At 73.0% G+C, this 16,942-nt stretch carries 16 protein-coding genes; 5 read left to right on the forward strand and 11 right to left on the reverse strand.

The window, feature by feature from the left end; translation table 11 throughout:
* Window positions 1-68: 68 nt before the first annotated feature.
* The 3 genes from AC07DA_RS31875 to AC07DA_RS31885 all read right to left on the reverse strand — a co-directional run bounded on the left by AC07DA_RS31875 (window position 69) and on the right by AC07DA_RS31885 (window position 3,534).
* The gene (locus AC07DA_RS31875) at window positions 69-899 is read right to left on the reverse strand and encodes a polyprenol monophosphomannose synthase (protein WP_479131697.1); all 831 of its coding nucleotides are present in this window, start codon (window positions 897-899) and stop codon (window positions 69-71) included.
* Between the two features lie 536 nt (window positions 900-1,435).
* Entirely contained in the window at window positions 1,436-3,037 is a 1,602-nt protein-coding gene (locus AC07DA_RS31880) for an amidohydrolase (RefSeq protein WP_479131698.1), read from the reverse strand.
* A gap of 56 nt (window positions 3,038-3,093) precedes the next feature.
* Window positions 3,094-3,534 carry an Lrp/AsnC family transcriptional regulator gene (locus tag AC07DA_RS31885; RefSeq protein ID WP_006136660.1) on the reverse strand — a complete coding sequence of 147 codons (441 nt, stop codon included), beginning with the start codon at window positions 3,532-3,534 and terminating at the stop codon, window positions 3,094-3,096.
* Between the two features lie 269 nt (window positions 3,535-3,803).
* Here AC07DA_RS31885 and AC07DA_RS31890 point away from each other — a divergent pair, with 269 nt between their 5' ends.
* Both AC07DA_RS31890 and AC07DA_RS31895 read left to right on the forward strand, forming a co-directional pair.
* The gene (locus AC07DA_RS31890; RefSeq protein WP_479131700.1) at window positions 3,804-4,238 is read left to right on the forward strand and encodes a hypothetical protein; all 435 of its coding nucleotides are present in this window, start codon (window positions 3,804-3,806) and stop codon (window positions 4,236-4,238) included.
* A 166-nt stretch (window positions 4,239-4,404) separates the two neighbouring features.
* On the forward strand, window positions 4,405-4,653 hold the full coding sequence (locus AC07DA_RS31895; RefSeq protein ID WP_479131701.1) for a hypothetical protein: 249 nt from the start codon (window positions 4,405-4,407) through the stop codon (window positions 4,651-4,653).
* Here the strand turns inward: AC07DA_RS31895 and AC07DA_RS31900 are convergent.
* Window positions 4,616-5,788 carry an acyl-CoA dehydrogenase family protein gene (locus AC07DA_RS31900; RefSeq protein WP_479131702.1) on the reverse strand — a complete coding sequence of 391 codons (1,173 nt, stop codon included), beginning with the start codon at window positions 5,786-5,788 and terminating at the stop codon, window positions 4,616-4,618. The two genes, AC07DA_RS31895 and AC07DA_RS31900, sit on opposite strands and share 38 nt — an antisense overlap.
* Before the next feature lie 331 nt (window positions 5,789-6,119).
* Between AC07DA_RS31900 and AC07DA_RS31905 the strand changes: the two genes are divergently transcribed.
* On the forward strand, window positions 6,120-7,385 hold the full coding sequence (locus tag AC07DA_RS31905; RefSeq protein WP_479131703.1) for a glycoside hydrolase family 18 protein: 1,266 nt from the start codon (window positions 6,120-6,122) through the stop codon (window positions 7,383-7,385).
* Between the two features lie 49 nt (window positions 7,386-7,434).
* On the opposite strand, the gene AC07DA_RS31910 is transcribed toward AC07DA_RS31905, so the two are convergent.
* The 3 genes from AC07DA_RS31910 to AC07DA_RS31920 form a co-directional block, all read right to left on the reverse strand.
* Window positions 7,435-8,091, reverse strand: coding sequence for a TetR/AcrR family transcriptional regulator (locus AC07DA_RS31910; protein WP_479131704.1), 657 nt, complete (start codon window positions 8,089-8,091; stop codon window positions 7,435-7,437).
* A gap of 75 nt (window positions 8,092-8,166) precedes the next feature.
* A complete protein-coding gene (locus tag AC07DA_RS31915) occupies window positions 8,167-8,313 on the reverse strand; it encodes an SCO1431 family membrane protein (RefSeq protein WP_479131705.1) in 147 nt (48 codons plus the stop codon).
* 91 nt (window positions 8,314-8,404) lie between these two features.
* Window positions 8,405-9,784, reverse strand: a complete 1,380-nt coding sequence (locus AC07DA_RS31920; protein ID WP_479131706.1) for a peptidase C39 family protein — start codon at window positions 9,782-9,784, stop codon at window positions 8,405-8,407.
* A 213-nt stretch (window positions 9,785-9,997) separates the two neighbouring features.
* On the opposite strand from AC07DA_RS31920, the gene AC07DA_RS31925 reads away from it, so the two are divergent.
* Window positions 9,998-10,651 carry a uridine kinase family protein gene (locus AC07DA_RS31925; RefSeq protein WP_479131745.1) on the forward strand — a complete coding sequence of 218 codons (654 nt, stop codon included), beginning with the start codon at window positions 9,998-10,000 and terminating at the stop codon, window positions 10,649-10,651.
* 434 nt (window positions 10,652-11,085) lie between these two features.
* Window positions 11,086-12,948 carry an AAA family ATPase gene (locus tag AC07DA_RS31930; RefSeq protein ID WP_479131746.1) on the forward strand — a complete coding sequence of 621 codons (1,863 nt, stop codon included), beginning with the start codon at window positions 11,086-11,088 and terminating at the stop codon, window positions 12,946-12,948.
* 10 nt (window positions 12,949-12,958) lie between these two features.
* Here AC07DA_RS31930 and AC07DA_RS31935 read toward each other — a convergent pair whose 3' ends face one another.
* The 4 genes from AC07DA_RS31935 to hisG all read right to left on the reverse strand — a co-directional run bounded on the left by AC07DA_RS31935 (window position 12,959) and on the right by hisG (window position 16,923).
* Window positions 12,959-14,035, reverse strand: a complete 1,077-nt coding sequence (locus AC07DA_RS31935) for a hemolysin family protein (RefSeq protein ID WP_479131707.1) — start codon at window positions 14,033-14,035, stop codon at window positions 12,959-12,961.
* On the reverse strand, window positions 14,032-15,366 hold the full coding sequence (locus tag AC07DA_RS31940) for a hemolysin family protein (protein ID WP_479131708.1): 1,335 nt from the start codon (window positions 15,364-15,366) through the stop codon (window positions 14,032-14,034). The genes AC07DA_RS31935 and AC07DA_RS31940 overlap by 4 nt, the downstream gene beginning before the upstream one ends.
* A 239-nt stretch (window positions 15,367-15,605) precedes the next feature.
* Complete coding sequence (locus AC07DA_RS31945) at window positions 15,606-16,061, reverse strand: PH domain-containing protein (protein ID WP_479131709.1); 456 nt, start codon at window positions 16,059-16,061, stop codon at window positions 15,606-15,608.
* 13 nt (window positions 16,062-16,074) lie between these two features.
* Window positions 16,075-16,923 (reverse strand): ATP phosphoribosyltransferase, encoded by an 849-nt coding sequence (gene hisG / locus AC07DA_RS31950; protein WP_479131711.1) that lies wholly within the window; start codon window positions 16,921-16,923, stop codon window positions 16,075-16,077.
* Window positions 16,924-16,942: the final 19 nt, after the last annotated feature.

A 16,942-nucleotide genomic window follows, 5' to 3' on the forward strand; every position in this document is an offset into this window, starting at 1 on the left:
CGGCCCCGGCTCAGCACGGGATAAGGCCCCGATCAGGCGATCCTGCGCGCTGCCGGGGCCCGGAGCGGCTACGGCTTGGAGGGCTTGGCGTCGCGCCCCGGCGCGGACGGTCTGGCGGCGCGGCCGGTGACCTTGCCGACGCGCTCCCCCACGCCCCACGCCGTGACCCGCCACAGTGCCTCGACGAGGATGTCGCGGCTCATCTTGGAGTCGCCGAGTTCGCGTTCTACGAAGGTGATGGGCACCTCGACCACGTGGTACCCGGCCTTGACGGCGCGGCGGGCGAGGTCCACCTGGAAGCAGTACCCCTGGGAGGCGACCTCGTCGAGGCCGAGGCCCTCCAGGGTCTCGCGGCGGAACGCCCGGTAGCCGCCGGTGATGTCGCGCAGCGGCAGGTCGAGCGCCAGCCGGGAGTAGAGGCTGCCGCCGCGGGAGATCACCTCGCGGGACCTCGGCCAGTTCACCACCCGGCCGCCCGGCACCCAGCGCGAGCCCAGCACCAGGTCGGCGCCCTTGAGGGCGGTGAGCAGGCGGGGCAGTTCCTCGGGCTGGTGGGAGCCGTCGGCGTCCATCTCGACCAGGACGCCGTAGTCGCGCTCCAGGCCCCAGCGGAAGCCCGCGAGGTAGGCGGCGCCGAGGCCCTCCTTGCCCTTGCGGTGCAGTACGTGCACGTGGTCGTCCGAGACCGTCAGCTCGTCGGCGAGCTTGCCGGTGCCGTCCGGGCTGTTGTCGTCGGCCACGAGCACGTGCGCCTCCGGGACGGCCTCGCGCACCCGGCCGACGATGCTCCTGATGTTCTCCGCCTCGTTGTAGGTCGGGATGATCACCAAGGCCGTGCCGAGCGGGCCGAACTTCCTCCCCTGGGCTCCTGCCGCGAGGGTGCCGTCGCCGTCGTTCACTGCTGCCCCTTCATGTCCGTACGCAGGGGTCCACCATAGTGGCCCCCGCCTGCGCTGACGTGACAGGACGTTCGAATGGTGGTGTCGAATCCGCGAGACGCGGGTAAGGATGCGCCCCCGCGGCGCGCGCGTACGGCGGATGGGGGCCCCGGCGCCCTTCGGGCCGACCTGGGATCCGCCGGCTGCGGATCGACCGAAAGCCGTTGTCTACTGAGCGCCCGGGCCCCACCCGGGTCACACCTCCCCGACCGGCCGGACCGTTCCCTCGGCGCTGCGCCGGCCCGGGCCTGGCTCCCAGTGGCGGTGCCCCGGTGCGGCACACCGTCCCTGACCCGGCGGCGCCGCGGCGCGTGTGCGAACGATCCCCGGTCGGGCGTCCGGTGGTGGACTCGGCCGAACCTACCGGCCTCCTGCGGCTGCCTGTCAACAGCCGTCTGACCTGCGCATTGTCCCGCAAAGCGCAGGTCAGTGCGGTGGATGCGCAGGTCGCGCGCGGGGGGCGCGGCGTGCGATCGCCCGCGCGCCACCCCCGTAGATCACTCGCCCGGCCGTACGAAGACCGTGCGTCCGCCCACCACGGTCCGCAGGCAGACGGGCAGGTCGCGGCCCGGGGTCAGGTCGGGCAGGCCCGGGGTGCCGGAGCGGGGGTCGGTCGACCAGCGGGCGACCCGGTCGTCGGGGGCCTGGACGACGAGTTCACCGGTGCGCCAGACGGCGTAGTCGGCCGGGGCGCCCGGGACCAGGACCCCCGCGTCGTCCCGTCCGACGGCCCGCCAGCCGCCGCGCGTGTGCGCCGTGAACGCGGCGCGCACGGAGACGCGGTGCTCCGGCGTGCGGTGGAAGGCGGCGGCCCGGACCGTGCCCCAGGGGTCGAGCGGGGTGACCGGGCTGTCGGAGCCGAAGGCGAGCGGCACACCGGCGCGCAGCAGGGCCGCGAAGGGGTTCAGGCCCCGGGCGCGCTCCGCCCCGAGCCGCTGGGCGTACATGCCCTCCTCGCCGCCCCACAGGGCGTCGAAGGCGGGCTGGACGGAGGCGGTGAGCCCGAGTTCGGCGAAGGCGGCGACCGACTCCGGGGTGAGCATCTCGGCGTGCTCGACGCGGTGCCGGGCGGCCCGGACCCGGGCGAGTCCCACCTTCTCGGCGGCGGCGCGCACACCCTCGACCACGGCGTCCACGGCCGCGTCGCCGATGGCGTGGAAGCCGGCCTGGAGCCCGGCCTCGGTGCAGGCGACGACGTGCGCGGCGATCGCGGTGGCGTCCAGGTACGCCCGGCCGGTGTGCCCGGCGTCGGCGTACGGCTCGTGCAGGCAGGCCGTGTGGGAGCCCAGGGCGCCGTCGGCGAACAGGTCACCGGCGGCGCCGATCGCGCCCAGCTCGCGCGCCTTGGCGACGTCCTGCTCGGCCCAGTAGCCGACGACGCGGGGCCCGGGCTCCTCGGCGGCCAGGCGCAGCAGGCCGGTGAAGTCGTCCTCGGAGGAGATCTCGGGGCCGGCGCACTCGTGGAGCGTGCCGATGCCGAGCGAGGCGGCGTGCGCGCGGGCGGCGCGCTGTGCCTCGGTGCGCTGGAGGGGCGTCACGGCGGAGAGCGCGGCGGCCCGGACGGCGTGATGGGCGTCGGCGGTCAGCGGCCCGTCCTGCCGGGGGGCGTCCGGGACCAGGTCGAGCAGAGCCGTGGTGACGACCGCGGAGTGGACGTCGATGCGGCTGAGGTAGAGGGGCCGGTGCCCGGTGGCCTCGTCGAGCTCGGCCCGCGTGGGCGGGCGGCCGCCGGGCCAGCGCGCGGCGTCCCAGCCGTGCCCGAGCAGCACGCGGTCCCGCGGGCGGGCGGCGGCGAAGTCCCGCACGAGGGCGAGGGCGGCTTCCAGGGAGGGCGCGTTCGACAGGTCGAGCCCGGTGAGGGCGAGACCGGTGGCGGTGGTGTGCACGTGCGCGTCCGTGAACGCGGGTGTGACCAGCGCCCCGTCGAGGTCGACGACCTCGTCGACCCCGTCCGCGAAGGCGTCGGCGGCGCCCTCGGAACCGACCCAGGCGACCTGCCCCCGCTCCACCACCATCGCGGTGGCGAACGGATCGGCGGGGCTGTGCACCTCTCCGCGACGGAGCAGGACGGTCTGGGGCGGCGTGCGGGACTCACTCATGGAGCACAGTTTCACAGGCCCCGCGGCCGTGCCCCGCGAAGGGGTGGAGCCGTCGGTCAGATCCTGGGCGGCCGTGCCTCGTACGGCGTGGACAGCACCACCGTGGTGCGGGTGGACACGCCCGCCAGCGACCGCACCCGGGCCAGCAGTTCCTCCAGCTCGTGCGGGGTCGCCACCCGCACCTTCAGGATGTAGTTCTCGTCGCCGGCCACGCTGTGGCACGCCTCGATCTCCGGCACCCCGGCCAGCCGGTCCGCGATGTCGTCCGGTGCGCTCGGGTCGAACGGCTTCACCGAGATGAACGCGGTCATGGGCAGCCCCACGGCCTCCGGGTCGACGACTGCCGCGTAGCCGCGGATGACCCCCCGCTGCTCCAGCCGCCGCACCCGCTGGTGCACGGCCGAGGTGGACAACCCCGTGGCCTTGCCCAGGTCGGTGTAGCTCATCCGCCCGTCCTTGACGAGCAGCTGCACGATCTGTCGGTCCAGCTCCTCCATGGCGCAAGAACCTACAGGGCGGTTGATCTCCTCGGATACCTGTGGAGTCCAGGTCATGCCCGGTTCGTGATATGGCCGGAAGGCGACGATCGGCCGTCCGGGGGCCGGGGCCGCCGCAGAGGGCACCTGCGCGCGGCATGTGACGAACACCACAGAGCCCGAACATTCTCCGTGATGTTCTCGTGATTACCGCCCAGGGGGGACGGGAAGTGCTTGCTGTGGTCGAGGCCGCAGTGCCTGATACGGCCCAGCCCGAGGGGGAGTACCCAATGCAGAGTCTTAAGCGCCCTGGTCGCACCGCACCCAAGCGGCACCAGATCGTCGTCGAGCCCGAGCCGGAGGGCGTCGAACCCGACGCGTTCGACGACGAGCTCGACGCCTACGACACCTTCGAGATGTTCCGGGTCGTCTGCCCGGACTGCGCGCAGCCCATCGCCCTGCTGGCGGACGAGGAGGTCCTGCCGGAGCACGCGCTGTGCGCCTCGCCGTGGAACCCGTTCGGGCTCACGGTCTGCGCCGGAACCGGCCGCAGCGCCGCGGACGCCCGCCCCGCGGACGAGTCCGTGGATCCGCAGGAGCAGGACACCGCCCTGCTGTTGACGCTCCCGCAGGGGCTCGACTGGCGGACCCAGCCCTTCTCGCACGTCGGCGGCCCGGGCTCGCGCCCCATCAGGGTCCCCGTCATGCGCCGCGACGCGGCCTGAGCACGGGCTCTTCCCGCCCGCTCGCTCCACCCCAGTGACCGCCCCCCGCACCACGGCGCGGACCGCCGAGGTGCGGGACCGGTGTGCCCGGGGCGGGGGGCGCCGGGAACGCACGCCCGATTCCACCGTCCGGTGACCTGTCCGGCCTCTGCCGCGTTGCCCGGGTATGACCCCCATTTCCTCCGTGACCGGGCGTCAGCGCCTCCTGTTCGTCCCGCCGCCCGCAGAATCGGTTCGGCCGGGTCCGGCGCGGTATCAGGACCCGCCCATCTACCGCGACTTGATGCGGACCTGGGCCGAGGGCGGCCGCACCCTGCCGGGCCGGCACGACCCGGAGTGGATGCTGCTCGCGGCGCCCTGGCGGGGCCTCGACCAGTTCAGCGTTCCTCTGGACCCACGAGATGGCGGGCGATGACCATGCGCTGGATCTGGTTGGTGCCCTCGACGATCTGCAGCACCTTGGCCTCGCGCATGTAGCGCTCCGCCGGGAAGTCGGCGGTGTAGCCGTAGCCGCCGAGGATCTGCACGGCGTCGGTGGTGACCCGCATCGCCGTGTCCGTGCAGTGCAGTTTGGCCATGGCCGCCTGCCGGGCGAACGGCCGGCCCGCGTCACGCAGCCGCGCCGCCGCCAGATAGAGCGCCCGGCCCGCCTCGATCTGCGTCGCCATGTCGGCCAGCATGAAGCGCAGCCCCTGGAAGTTTGCGATCGGCTTGCCGAACTGGCGCCGCTGCGACGCGTAGGACAGCGCCTCGTCGAGCGCGGCCTGCGCCAGGCCGATCGCGCACGCGGCGATGCCGAGCCGCCCGGAGTCCAGGGACGACAGGGCGATCGCGAAGCCCAGCCCCTCCTCGCCGATGCGCCGGGCGTCGGAGACCCGGACGCCGTCGAAGTGGACCTGGGCCGTGGGCGAGCCCTTCATGCCCATCTTCTTCTCGGGCGGCGCGGCGCTCACCCCCGGCGCGTCGCCGGGGACCAGGAAGGCGGTGATCCCGCGCGGGCCCTCCTCTCCGGTGCGCGCCATCACCGTGTAGAAGTCGGCGACGCCGCCGTGCGTGATCCAGGCCTTGGAGCCGGTGATCACCCAGTCGTCGCCGTCCCGCACGGCCCGGGTGCGCAGGGCGGCGGCGTCCGAGCCGGAGTGCGGCTCGGAGAGGCAGTAGGCGCCGAGGAGACCGCCGCCGAGGATCGCGGGCAGGTGCTCGACCTGCTGCTCCTTGGTGCCGTAGGCGGCGAGGGCGTAGGAGGCCAGGGTGTGCACGCTGACCCCGAGGCCGACGGTGAGGCGCGCCGCGGCGAGTTCTTCGAGTACCTGGAGGTAGACCTCGTAGGGCTGGTCGCCGCCGCCGTACTCGGAGTCGTAGGGCAGGCCGAGCAGGCCGGAGCGTGACAGGAGGGTGAAGAGCTCGCGCGGGAACCGGCCCGCCTCCTCCTCCCCGGCCGCGGTCGGGACGATCTCCTGCTGTGCGATGTCACGGACGAGCGAGATCAGGTCCCGGGCCTCCTCCGTGGGCAGTTGTCGGTCCACCGGCTGCGGGGCGCGGTCGGGCATGGCGACGCTCTCCTCCCTGTCGGGCGCTGGCGGACGGGCCCGTGGGTGGGGGCGGCGCCGCCGGGTCGTTCTGGTGCCTGGCCGATGCTTGCAGTCCCGGGTCGCGGAAGCTGCTGACCAGCGGCTGTGCGCTGTGAGTATGCCCGATCGGAGGCATCCCGTCACCAGTTAACGACCGCTTACTTCAGGATACGGCCGAGCGGTCCCGGACGGGGAAATTGGTCCGAACCATTGACCAACTGGTCTAGTCCTCCTACTGTTTCGCTCCACCGACTCACCGCGTTCATGCCAATGGGCGCGGCGTTCCCCTCTCCCCACGAGGAGACACCGGATGCACACCCCCCACCCCTCCCGCTTCCGGGCCATCGTGTCCGCCGCCTGTTGCGCCGTCCTCGGTGCCGGGCTGCTGGCCGGCGCGGGCACCACCGCCACCGCGGCGACCTCGGCTCAGGAGGCCGCCACGGACGTCAAGGCCGCCCCCCAGGCCAGGGCCGCCGGTTCCAAGGTCCTCGGGTACTTCACCGAATGGGGCACCTACGACCGCAAGTACCACGTCAAGAACATCGAGACGTCCGGCTCGGGCGCCAAACTGACCCACATCAACTACGCGTTCGGCAACGTCACCGGCGGCAAGTGCGCCATGGGCGACGCCTACGCCGCCACCGACCGGGCCTACACCGCCGCCGACTCCGTCGACGGCAAGGCCGACACCTGGGACCAGCCGCTGCGCGGCAACTTCAACCAGCTGCGCAAGCTGAAGCAGAAGCACCCGAACCTCAAGGTGCTGTGGTCCTTCGGCGGCTGGACCTGGTCGGCCGGGTTCGGCGAGGCCGCGAAGAACCCGGCGGCCTTCGCGCAGTCCTGCTACGACCTGGTCGAGAACTCCAAGTGGGCCGACGTCTTCGACGGCATCGACATCGACTGGGAGTACCCGAACGCCTGCGGCGCCACCTGCGACACCAGCGGCAGGGCGGCCTTCAAGAACCTGATGCAGGCGCTGCGCGCCAAGTTCGGCCCGAAGAACCTCGTCACCGCGGCGATCACCGCCGACGCCACCCCGGGCGGCAAGATCGACGCCGCGGACTACGCGGGCGCCGCCCCGTACGTCGACTGGTACAACCCGATGACGTACGACTTCTTCGGCGCCTGGGACGCCGCCGGTCCGACGGCCCCGCACTCGCCGCTGACCTCGTACGCCGGCATCCCGAAGGCGGACAACCACAGCTCGGCGACCATCGCCAAGCTGAAGAGCCTCGGCATCCCCGGCTCCAAGCTGCTGCTCGGCATCGGCTTCTACGGCCGCGGCTGGACCGGCGTCACCCAGGCGGCCCCGGGCGGCACCGCGACCGGCCCGGCGGCGGGCACGTACGAGCCGGGCATCGAGGACTACAAGGTCCTCAAGACCAAGTGCCCGGCGACGGGGACGGTGGCCGGCACGGCGTACGCCAAGTGCGGCGGCGACTGGTGGAGTTACGACACCCCGGCGACCATCGCGACCAAGATGAACTACAAGAACCAGCAAGGGCTGGGCGGCACGTTCTTCTGGGAGCTGAGCGGCGACACCGCGAACGGTGAGCTGATCAAGGCCATCAAGTAGGCCCGGCACCGAGGGGGCGGAGGGTCCGTGCGGACGCTCCGCCCCTTTCTCACGCGCCCCGGCGGGCGGGTTCCGGCGCCCGGTGGGCGGGGTCCAGTTCCTCGATGGCCCGCAGGGCGCCGCCGAGCGTCTTCACCAGCAGCTCGCGCATGGTCGCGCGGGGCAGCTCCGGCCGGTCGATCCACTCCAGCGTGGCGCCCTCGACACTGCACACCCAGGCGAGCAGGGCCATGCGCGCCAGCGGAGTGACGTCGGCGCGGCCGTACGCGCCCTCGGCGATGGTGGCGACCACGGCCGCGCGCACCCCGTCGCGGAGGGCGTGCACCTCGGTGTCGAAGCCGACGCCGCCGCTGACGATCGTGCGGTAGGCGGCCTGGTTGTGCTCGGCGTAGCGCAGATAGCTGTCGACGGTGCGCTGGACCCGGTCGGCCGGGGGAAGTTCCGGTCCGCTCGCCGCCAGCGTGATCAGCTCGGTGACGGAGTCCTGGATGATGGCCAGGTAGTAGCCGCGCTTGGACTGGAAGTAGTAGTAGATCAGCCCCTTGGCGACGTGCGCCTGCCGGGCGATGTCGTCCATCGACAGGGCGTCGTAGGACGTGTCGGCGAACAACCTCCGCCCGATGGCGATGAGTTCGGCACGGCGCGCCGTCGAGCGCTCGGTGCCGCGGGGCCGGGGGCGCGCGGCGGGCTGGGGGCTGATATTCACTTTCGACCCTGGTCTCACGGGCGGGGGCGGGACCTCCGCAGTATGGCAGGCCCCACACCCGCGACGTGGGTCAGGTCACAGCAGCCCGAGCTGGGTCACGAGCATCGCGACGGCCACGACCAGGGCCCAGCCCATGACGTGCTCGACGATCTTCGGGCCGTCTTCCCCGGGGCCGCCGGTGCGGACGCGTGGGGCGGAGGCGGTGGCGGAGTGCGCGGTCATGGTTCTCGCTCGTTCGGTGGTGCGGACGGACTTCCCCCGACGTTCTGTCCCACCTTGACACCCGGAGCGGCTTGTGCGGCCGAGAGCTTGGTCACACGCGTACGCCCACGGCCGCCAGGGCCGCGCGCTGGGCCGCGGTCGGGTGCGCCGGGAAGCAGAGGTAGCAGACGCCGCCGGTGCCGGAGGCGACCGCTCCGGAACTGTTGTACCGCTTGGTCCGCAGCCAGATGTTCTCGAACTCGCGCCGCCGGTAGACGCGCCGCACGGCCTCGTTGCTCCCGGAGTACGGGTCGTTGGCGACCACGTCGCCGTCGGCGGTGAACCCGATGACGGTCATGAGGTGGCCGGCGGTCCCGTAGCCGGCGCCGGTCAGCTCCCCCTTCGTGAACGACTGGGAGGTTATGGCCGGGACGCCGGCCCCGATGAGCGTCTCCAGGTCGGTGAGCGAGCCGAGCCGGGTGACCACGCCCCCGAGGCCGTCGAAGGTGGCCGCGTAGGCGGTGTTGAAGGGCCAGTTGCCACAGCCGCCGTACTGGTGGTCGTAGGTGAACCGGGCGGCGTGGCAGACCTGCGGGTCGGCGTACGCCGGGTTCACCCAGGCCAGCTGCTCGGGGGTGAGCCGGCCGCCCCAGTACTCGATGACCATCTGGGAGGAGGTGGGGCTGCACCAGGCCTCGCCGCCGTTGTCGTACTCGGGGTACTGGCCCTTGTGGATCTCCTGCGAGTAGCGCGGGACGGACAGTTCCCTCGCCAGGCCGGGCGCGGAGGCCGGGACGGCGAAGCGGGCGGGGACGTCGGAGCCCATCACGTGGAGCCGCCAGACGGTGGGCGTGCCCCGGCCGCCGGGCCTGCGGTACAGGGTCAGGCGCAACCGGCAGGCGGTCATGCGCAGTCCGGACGACGGGTCGTCGACGGCCAGGGTGTCGGTCCAGACGGTGCTCCGGCCGTCGCTCTGGTCGTCGACCGAGGTGCGGCGGATGTCCTGGTCGCCCGCGGCCCAGCGGGCCATCACGTACCAGGGGCCGCTGGTGCCGTCCGTGTAGGTCGCCCGGGCCTCGACCTGGATCCAGGTGCCGGGCGGGGTGTGGGCGTTCCAGGAGACGATCGCCTCCGTCGCGGGGACGGCGAACCGGTGCGCGGGGGAGGTCCAGGTGCCGTACTGCCAGGAGGCGGTGGTGCCGGTGTGCGGGTCCGTGTAGTCGGTGGTTCCGGCGGGCGTGGCGAGGACCACGCCGGGGCGGTCGCCGGCGACGGCGCGGGTGCCCCGGGCGGTGCCGGAGCACCAGTCGCCGTAGGTGAACCAGGCCCGGTTGTCCACGGTCCGGGCCGGGGCCGCCCGGTCGGCGGCTGCGGGGTGGGTGGTCATGGCGGTCTCGGGATCGGCGGCCGCCGGACCCGCGCTCCCGGTGACGGCGGCGGCGACCACGGCGGCCAGGACGGTTCTGCGGGACGGCTGGTCGACTCTGCTCATGACGGGACCCCCGATGGTCGGAGTCGGGCAGGGCGGGGCAGGTCCGGTACACGGTCGATCGCATCCGTGTGTGCGCCACATATGAGCACAGCCCGCCGGGTCCCGCCAGCACTTCGACCCGCGCCACGCCCACCAATATTGGCGTCGACCAGTGGCACCGCCGACGCACCCCGGTGGGAGCGGCGCGAGCACGTCGTTAGAGTGCTGCGCGAGATGAATGTGCCCTTCCGCCCCGCACCGGAGTCCGTCCTCGACCTCGCCTTCCGGATCCGCCGCCTGCCGCCCTCCTGCGGCCCGGTCCGGCTCGTCGGGGTCGACGGGCACGCCGGCTCCGGGAAGACCACGTTCGCCGGGGAGCTGGCCGCGGCCCTGGGCGGCGTGCCGGTGCTGCGCCTGGACGACATCGCCAGCCACGACGCACTCTTCGACTGGACCGGGCGCCTGCGGGAGCAGGTGCTCGATCCCCTGGCCCGGGGCCGCACCGCGCACTACTCCCCCTACGACTGGCGGACCCGTCGCTTCGGACCGACCCGCCCGCTGCCGCCCGCCCCGGTGCTGCTGCTGGAGGGGGTCGGCGCCGGTCGCCGCGCGCTCCGCCCCCGTCTGGCCCTGCTGCTGTGGCTGGACCTGCCGCGCGAGGAGGCCTGGGCGCGGGGACGCTCCCGGGACGGGGAGGAGCAGCGGGAGTTCTGGAACGACTGGGTCCCGGCCGAGCGCCGGCACTTCGCCGGGGACCCCTCACGGCCGTTCGCGGACGTCCTGGTACGCCAGGTGGAGCAGGGCTACGAGGTGCTTCCGGGGCCCGCGGGAAGCCCGGAATCGGACCGTTCCCTCACTGAGGGTGACGGACCACCCGCAGTGTGCTGAACTCGTGAAGAGCCTTGCGGGACAACTCGCCGGAGTGCTCCAACTCGGCTTGACCGACGGGCCGTACAGGTCTTACGTTCTCAATGTGCGGCCGTTCGGAGCCGCCTTCAGGACGCGAAGCCCCCGGTTGTTCCCCCGTGATCGGGGGCTTCGTTCTGTCCTCTCGCGGTTCCCCACGCGCGGCGGGGCGCCGATCGATCACCCTCGGTCACCGTCCGCGACGGCGCCGTATCCCCTCCCACCTCGCCGAACGGCTCGTACGGCCCCCTGGGGACGCGCCGCCCCCGCGGGTACGATGCCCTCGTCGCGACCTGCGGACGGTTGCTGCGCGCACGGTGCAACTCCGGTCCGTGGTACAGCGGTTCGAGCAGGGGCAGCCGGCCGGGGGACGGCTCGTTGGCATACCGACGGGGGCACGCTTCGTGGGGGACGTGATGGACTTCGGCACGCAGGGCCCTCATCAGGCCCCGGCCGACCTCGCCTGGCTGCGCGGCGTGGACGCGTACACCATGGGCGCCTACCCGCAGGCCGAGGAGGAGTTCCGGGCCGCCGTGCGGATGGACCCCGGTATGGCCGACGGCTGGCTCGGGCTGCACGCGCTGCGCGTCGACACGACGACCGCGCTGCTGCGGATGTTCCGCCACCGGGACCGCTTCGGCGAACAGCGCACCCGCTACCGCCGCCCCCTCAACTCCTGGTACTGGCTGGGCTGGTGGGTGCAGCCCGTGCTGGAGAGCCCGCGCGACCTGCTGCTCGCGCACGCCTCCCACTGGCTGGACGGCCGCCACGTCCCCGAGCTGGACCGGGCCCTCGCCGGGCTGCCCCCGGTGGACACCGACCACCAGGTCCGCTTCCTGCACGCCTGCCGCGCCTACCTGGTCAAGGACTGGGAGCAGTTGGTCCGGCACACCGATCCGCTGCTGGACGACCCCCTGCTCGGCATCGAGGCGGGGCTGTTCGGCGGCATGGCCCGGGTGCGGCTGGAGATGTACGGGCAGGCCGAACCGCTGCTGTCCGCTGCCCTGATGCGCTGCCGCAGCGAGCAGCCGCAGCGCAAGGAGCTGCGCTACTGGCTCGCCCGGGCGCACGAGGGCACCGGCCGCAGCGCCGCCGCGCTCCCCCTGTACCGGGCCGTGCACCGCGTCGACCCGGCGTTCATGGACACCTCGGCCCGGCTCGCCGCGATCGCCGAGGGCGACGGGTACGACGACGCCGGCCTCGCGGCGATCACGCTCGCCGGTGGCGGGCAGGACGCCGTGGACGGACCGGACGGCTTCGACCCGCTGTTCGGCACCGAGGGGCGTGACCTGAGACTGCCCGACCTGGAGCCGCCCGTCTCCGCCGCCCTGCCGCCGGTCACCGGGCCCGCCGTGCGTGACAGGACCGCCCCGACACCGTCCCTGCCGACCGGGCCCACCGACCCCGCGTTACTGGAGGAGGCGCTCGCCGAGCTGGAGCGGATGGTCGGGCTGGAGCCGGTGAAACGCCAGGTCAAGGCGTTGTCGGCGCAGTTGAACATGGCCCGGCTGCGGGCCGGTCAGGGCCTGCCCGTCCAGCCGCCGAAACGCCACTTCGTCTTCTCCGGCCCCTCCGGCACCGGCAAGACCACCGTCGCCCGCATCCTCGGCCGGGTCTTCTACGCCCTCGGACTGCTCGGCGGTGACCACCTCGTGGAGGCCCAGCGCGCCGACCTGGTCGGCGAGTACCTCGGGCAGACCGCCGTGAAGGCGAACGAGCTGATCGACTCGGCGCTCGGGGGCGTCCTCTTCGTCGACGAGGCGTACGCGCTGTCCAACTCGGGCTACGGCAAGGGCGACGCGTACGGCGACGAGGCCCTCCAGGTGCTGCTGAAGCGGGCCGAGGACAACCGCGACCACCTCGTGGTGATCCTGGCCGGCTACCCGGAGGGCATGGACCGGCTGCTCGCCGCGAACCCCGGCCTGTCCTCCCGCTTCACCACGCGCGTCGACTTCCCGTCCTACCGTCCCCTCGAACTCACCGAGATCGGCAAGGTGCTGGCCGCGGAGAACGGCGACGTGTGGGACGAGGAGGCCCTCGACGAACTGCGGTCCATCGCCGGGCACGTGGTCGACCAGGGGTGGATCGACGAGCTGGGCAACGGGCGGTTCCTGCGGACGCTGTACGAGAAGAGCTGCGCGTACCGGGACCTCCGGCTGTCGGTGTGTCCCGGCGTGCTGGGACGCGAGGACCTGGTGACGCTGCGGCTGCCGGACCTGATGCAGGCGTACGGGGAGGTGCTGTCCGGGCGGGGCCCGCAGGATCCGCCCGGACCGTGAGGCGGCGACCCTACGTCGCCAGTACCTCCTCGCCCGACCTCGGCTCGGTCAGCCGTACCTCGCGCACCTGCCGGTGTGCGGGGTCGCGCACCTCGCCGACCAGCAGCTCCAGTACGTCCTCCAGGGTCACCAGTCCCAGCACCTTTCCGGACCCGTCGGCCACCTGCGCCAGGTGCGTCGCCGCCCGCCGCATCACCGTCAGCGCGTCGTCCAGCGGCAGCTCCGGCCGCAGGGTCGTCATCGGCCGCCACAACTGCTGCGGCACGGCCCGGTCGGAGTCCTCCAGGTCCAGGACGTCCTTGACGTGCAGGTAGCCCATGAACGCGCCGTGGTCCGCGGCCACCGGGAAGCGGGAGTAACCCGTGCGGGCCGTGAGCTCGACGATCCGCGCCGGCGTCACCGAGGGGCTGACCGTCACGAGGGACTCGCGCCGGAGCAGGACGTCCGTCACCGGGCGCGAACCCAGCTCCAGCGCGTCCTCCAGGCGTTCGGCCTCCTCCGGGTCGAGCAGGCCCGCCTGCCCCGCGTCCTCCACGAGCCGGTTGAGCTGCTCGCTGGTGAAGACGGCCTCGACCTCGTCCTTCGGCTCGACGTGGAAGAGCCGCAGGATGCCCTGGGAGACGGCACCGAGGGCGACGGTGACCGGCTTGCAGAAGCGGGCGAACCAGACCAGGCCCGGGCTGAGCCACAGCGCCGCCTTCTCGGGCGCCGCCATCGCCAGGTTCTTCGGCACCATCTCGCCGATGACGAGGTGGCAGAAGACCACGGCGGCCAGGGCGATCACGTAGGTGAGCGGGTGGATCATGCCCTCGGGCAGGTGGACCCGCTCGAAGACCGGCTCCAGCAGGTGCGCCACGGTCGGTTCGGCGACCGCTCCCAGGGTCAGGGAGCAGACGGTGATGCCGAACTGGGCCGCCGCCATCATCTGCGGCAGCCGCTCCAGGCCGTAGAGGACCTGGCGGGCGCGGGCCGTGCCGAGGGGTTCGATCTGGCTGCGGCGGACGGAGACCAGCGCGAACTCGGCGCCCACGAAGAAGCCGTTGGCCAGCACGAGCAGTGCGGCGAACAGCAGTTGGAGCACGCTCATCGGACGGCCTCCGCCTTGACGGTCACCGGGGCGGTCCGTACGAGCCGGACCCGTTCCGCGCGGTAGTGCCCGACCTGGCGCACCGCGAGGCGCCAGCCGGGCAGCTCCGCCCTGTCCCCGACGGCGGGGATCCGGCCCAGCAGGTCGGCGATCAGGCCGGCGACGGTCTCGTACGGGCCCTCCGGCACGTCGAGGCCGATGCGCCGGAGCACGTCGACGCGGCAGCTGCCGTCGGCGTCCCAGGCGGGCCTGCCGTCCTCCGGCGGCGCGGAGGCCAGCTCGGGCAGGTCGTGTCCGTCGTGCTCGTCGCGGACCTCGCCGACGAGTTCCTCGACGATGTCCTCCAGCGTGACGACACCGGCCGTGCCGCCGTACTCGTCGACGACGACCGCGATGGGCTGCTCGCTGCGCAGCCGGGTCAGCAGGGGCCGCACGGGCAGGGTCTCGGGGACGAGCAGGGGCGGGCGTGCGATGCGGCCGACGGGCGTGCGCAGCCGGTCCGGGGCGGGAACGGCCAGGGCGTCCTTGAGGTGGACCATGCCGACGACCTCGTCGATCCGCTCCCGGTAGACGGGGAAGCGGGACAGGCCGGTGGCGCGGGTCAGGTTGACCACGTCCTCGGCGGTGGCCGAGGACTGCAGGGCGCTGACCTTCACGCGCGGCGTCATCACGTGCTGCGCGGTCAGCTCGCCGAGGGACAGGGTCCGCACGAAGAGGTCGGCCGTGTCCTGTTCGAGGGCGCCGGCCAGGGCGGAGTGGCGGGCCAGGGAGACCAGCTCGCCGGGGGTGCGGGCGGAGGCCAGTTCCTCGGCGGGCTCGAAGCCCAGGGCCCGTACGAGCCGGTTCGCGACGGCGTTGAGGCCCGCGATGACCGGGCGGAACAGCCGGGCGAAGGCATGCTGCGGCGCCGCGACGAACCGCGCGACCTGCAGCGGCCTGGACACCGCCCAGTTCTTGGGCAGCAGCTCGCCGATCACCATCTGCACGGCGGAGGCCACCAGCATGCCGACGACGACGGTGACGCCGGGGACGGCTCCTCCGGGGACGCCGATCGAGGTGAACGGGCCGTGCAGGAGCTCCGCGAGCGCCGGCTCCGCGAGCATGCCGACGACGAGGGAGGTGATGGTGATGCCGAGCTGGGTGCCGGAGAGCTGGAAGGAGAGTTCCTTGAGTGATTCGACGACCCGCTGGGCGCGGCGGTCGCCCTCGGCGGCGGCCTTCTCGGCCTCGGGCCGCTCGACCGTGACGAGTCCGAACTCGGCCGCCACGAAGAATCCGTTGGCGAGAATCAGCAGGAACGCGGCTGCCAGGAGCAGCAGGGGGATGGTCATGTTGCCGCCGCCTCCGCACGGGCGCGGACACGGTCCGCGCTATGTCGGCAGGGGGCGGCGCAGGTACTGCAGGACGATCCGTCCATCGCCGGAGGGGGTCACTCCTCGGTTAGCAGGAAGCCTCTGCGCACCGGGCGGGGCAGCAGCGGCGAAGGCGCCTTCCGTAGCGCCTCCGCCAACAGGTTAATCAAGACACCGCCCGGTGCGGCAGTGGCGACGGCCGTGCGCATGGCCACGCCTCAGCTCCGGCGCCCCTCGGGGTCCGTGACCGAACGGGCCTCGACGAGGGCCCGCAGGGCGCGGGCGTCGGCGACGGCGCGCTGCTTGGCGATGCCCGGCTGGATGCCCAGGGCGGGCAGGCTGGTGCCGTCGCTGAGGTTGAGGAACACCCAGGGGTCGCCCGGGCGGAGGGTCACCTGGAGGATCTCCGCCCACTCCAGCCTGCGCTTGTTCGTGAGGTTGACCACGGTGACACCGCCCTCGTCGGCGACGACCTTGGGCCGGGCCAGCACGAGCAGCACGGCGTCCAGCAGCAGTGCCGTGACGACGAAGCTCAGGCGCTCGGCGGGGCTGAGCTGCTCCAGCAGCATCGCGACGGTCGTGATCACCACGAGAATCGCGACGGCGGCCCCGAGCAGCACCGCGCGGGTGCTGCCCGGCCGGAAAGTGACGGGGAGGGCGGGAAGCTGGGACATGGAGGTGCGCCCCTCAGAGCCGGCAGGCGTGGATGGCCGTGGTCAGGATGGCCCGGGCGCCGATGTCGTACAGGTCGTCCATGATCCGCTGCGCCTCCTTGGCCGGGACCATCGCGCGGACGGCGACCCAGCCCTCGTTGTGCAGCGGGGAGACGGTCGGCGACTCCAGGCCGGGGGTGAGGGCGACGGCCTTCTCCAGCTGCTCGACGCGGCAGTCGTAGTCCATCATCACGTAGGTCCGGGCGACCAGGACGCCCTGGAGGCGGCGCAGGAACTGCTGGACCTTGGGGTCGTCGGGGTCGGCGCCGGTGCGGCGGATCACCACGGCCTCGGACTGCATGATCGGCTCGCCGGCGATCTCCAGGCCGGCGTTGCGCAGCGAGGTGCCGGTCTCCACGACGTCGGCGATGACCTGGGCGACGCCGAGCTGGATGGCGGTCTCGACGGCGCCGTCGAGGTGGACGACGGAGGCGTCGATGCCGTGCTCGGCGAGGTGACCGGCGACGATGCCCTCGTAGGAGGTGGCGACGGTCTTGCCGGCCAGGTCGGCCAGGCCGGTCATGGTGCCGGGCTTGGCGGCGTAGTGGAAGGTGGAGCGGGCGAAGCCGAGGGGGAGGATCTCCTCGGCGTCGGCGCCCGAGTCGATCAGCAGGTCCCGGCCGGTCAGGCCGATGTCCAGCTGGCCGGAGGCGACGTAGATGGCGATGTCGCGGGGGCGGAGGTAGAAGAACTCGACCTCGTTGGCCGGGTCGACGATCCGCAGTTCCTTGGACTCGCGGCGCTGCCGGTAGCCGGCCTCATGCAGCATCTCCGCCGCAGGGCCTGACAGGGAACCCTTGTTGGGGACGGCGATGCGCAGCATGAGGTCGGCTTCCTTTGCG

Source organism: Streptomyces sp. NPDC044921 (assembly GCF_056432865.1).

Coding starts and splice junctions, on each gene's coding strand:
- AC07DA_RS31880 (WP_479131698.1), bottom strand. CDS start 3,037: ATGAGTGAGTCCCGCACGCCGCCCCAGACCGTCCTGCTCCGTCGCGGA.
- AC07DA_RS31885 (WP_006136660.1), bottom strand. CDS start 3,534: ATGGAGGAGCTGGACCGACAGATCGTGCAGCTGCTCGTCAAGGACGGG.
- AC07DA_RS31890 (WP_479131700.1), top strand. CDS start 3,804: ATGCAGAGTCTTAAGCGCCCTGGTCGCACCGCACCCAAGCGGCACCAG.
- AC07DA_RS31895 (WP_479131701.1), top strand. CDS start 4,405: ATGACCCCCATTTCCTCCGTGACCGGGCGTCAGCGCCTCCTGTTCGTC.
- AC07DA_RS31900 (WP_479131702.1), bottom strand. CDS start 5,788: ATGCCCGACCGCGCCCCGCAGCCGGTGGACCGACAACTGCCCACGGAG.
- AC07DA_RS31905 (WP_479131703.1), top strand. CDS start 6,120: ATGCACACCCCCCACCCCTCCCGCTTCCGGGCCATCGTGTCCGCCGCC.
- AC07DA_RS31915 (WP_479131705.1), bottom strand. CDS start 8,313: ATGACCGCGCACTCCGCCACCGCCTCCGCCCCACGCGTCCGCACCGGC.
- AC07DA_RS31920 (WP_479131706.1), bottom strand. CDS start 9,784: ATGAGCAGAGTCGACCAGCCGTCCCGCAGAACCGTCCTGGCCGCCGTG.
- AC07DA_RS31925 (WP_479131745.1), top strand. CDS start 9,998: ATGAATGTGCCCTTCCGCCCCGCACCGGAGTCCGTCCTCGACCTCGCC.
- AC07DA_RS31930 (WP_479131746.1), top strand. CDS start 11,086: ATGGACTTCGGCACGCAGGGCCCTCATCAGGCCCCGGCCGACCTCGCC.
- AC07DA_RS31935 (WP_479131707.1), bottom strand. CDS start 14,035: ATGAGCGTGCTCCAACTGCTGTTCGCCGCACTGCTCGTGCTGGCCAAC.
- AC07DA_RS31940 (WP_479131708.1), bottom strand. CDS start 15,366: ATGACCATCCCCCTGCTGCTCCTGGCAGCCGCGTTCCTGCTGATTCTC.
- AC07DA_RS31945 (WP_479131709.1), bottom strand. CDS start 16,061: ATGTCCCAGCTTCCCGCCCTCCCCGTCACTTTCCGGCCGGGCAGCACC.
- hisG (WP_479131711.1), bottom strand. CDS start 16,923: ATGCTGCGCATCGCCGTCCCCAACAAGGGTTCCCTGTCAGGCCCTGCG.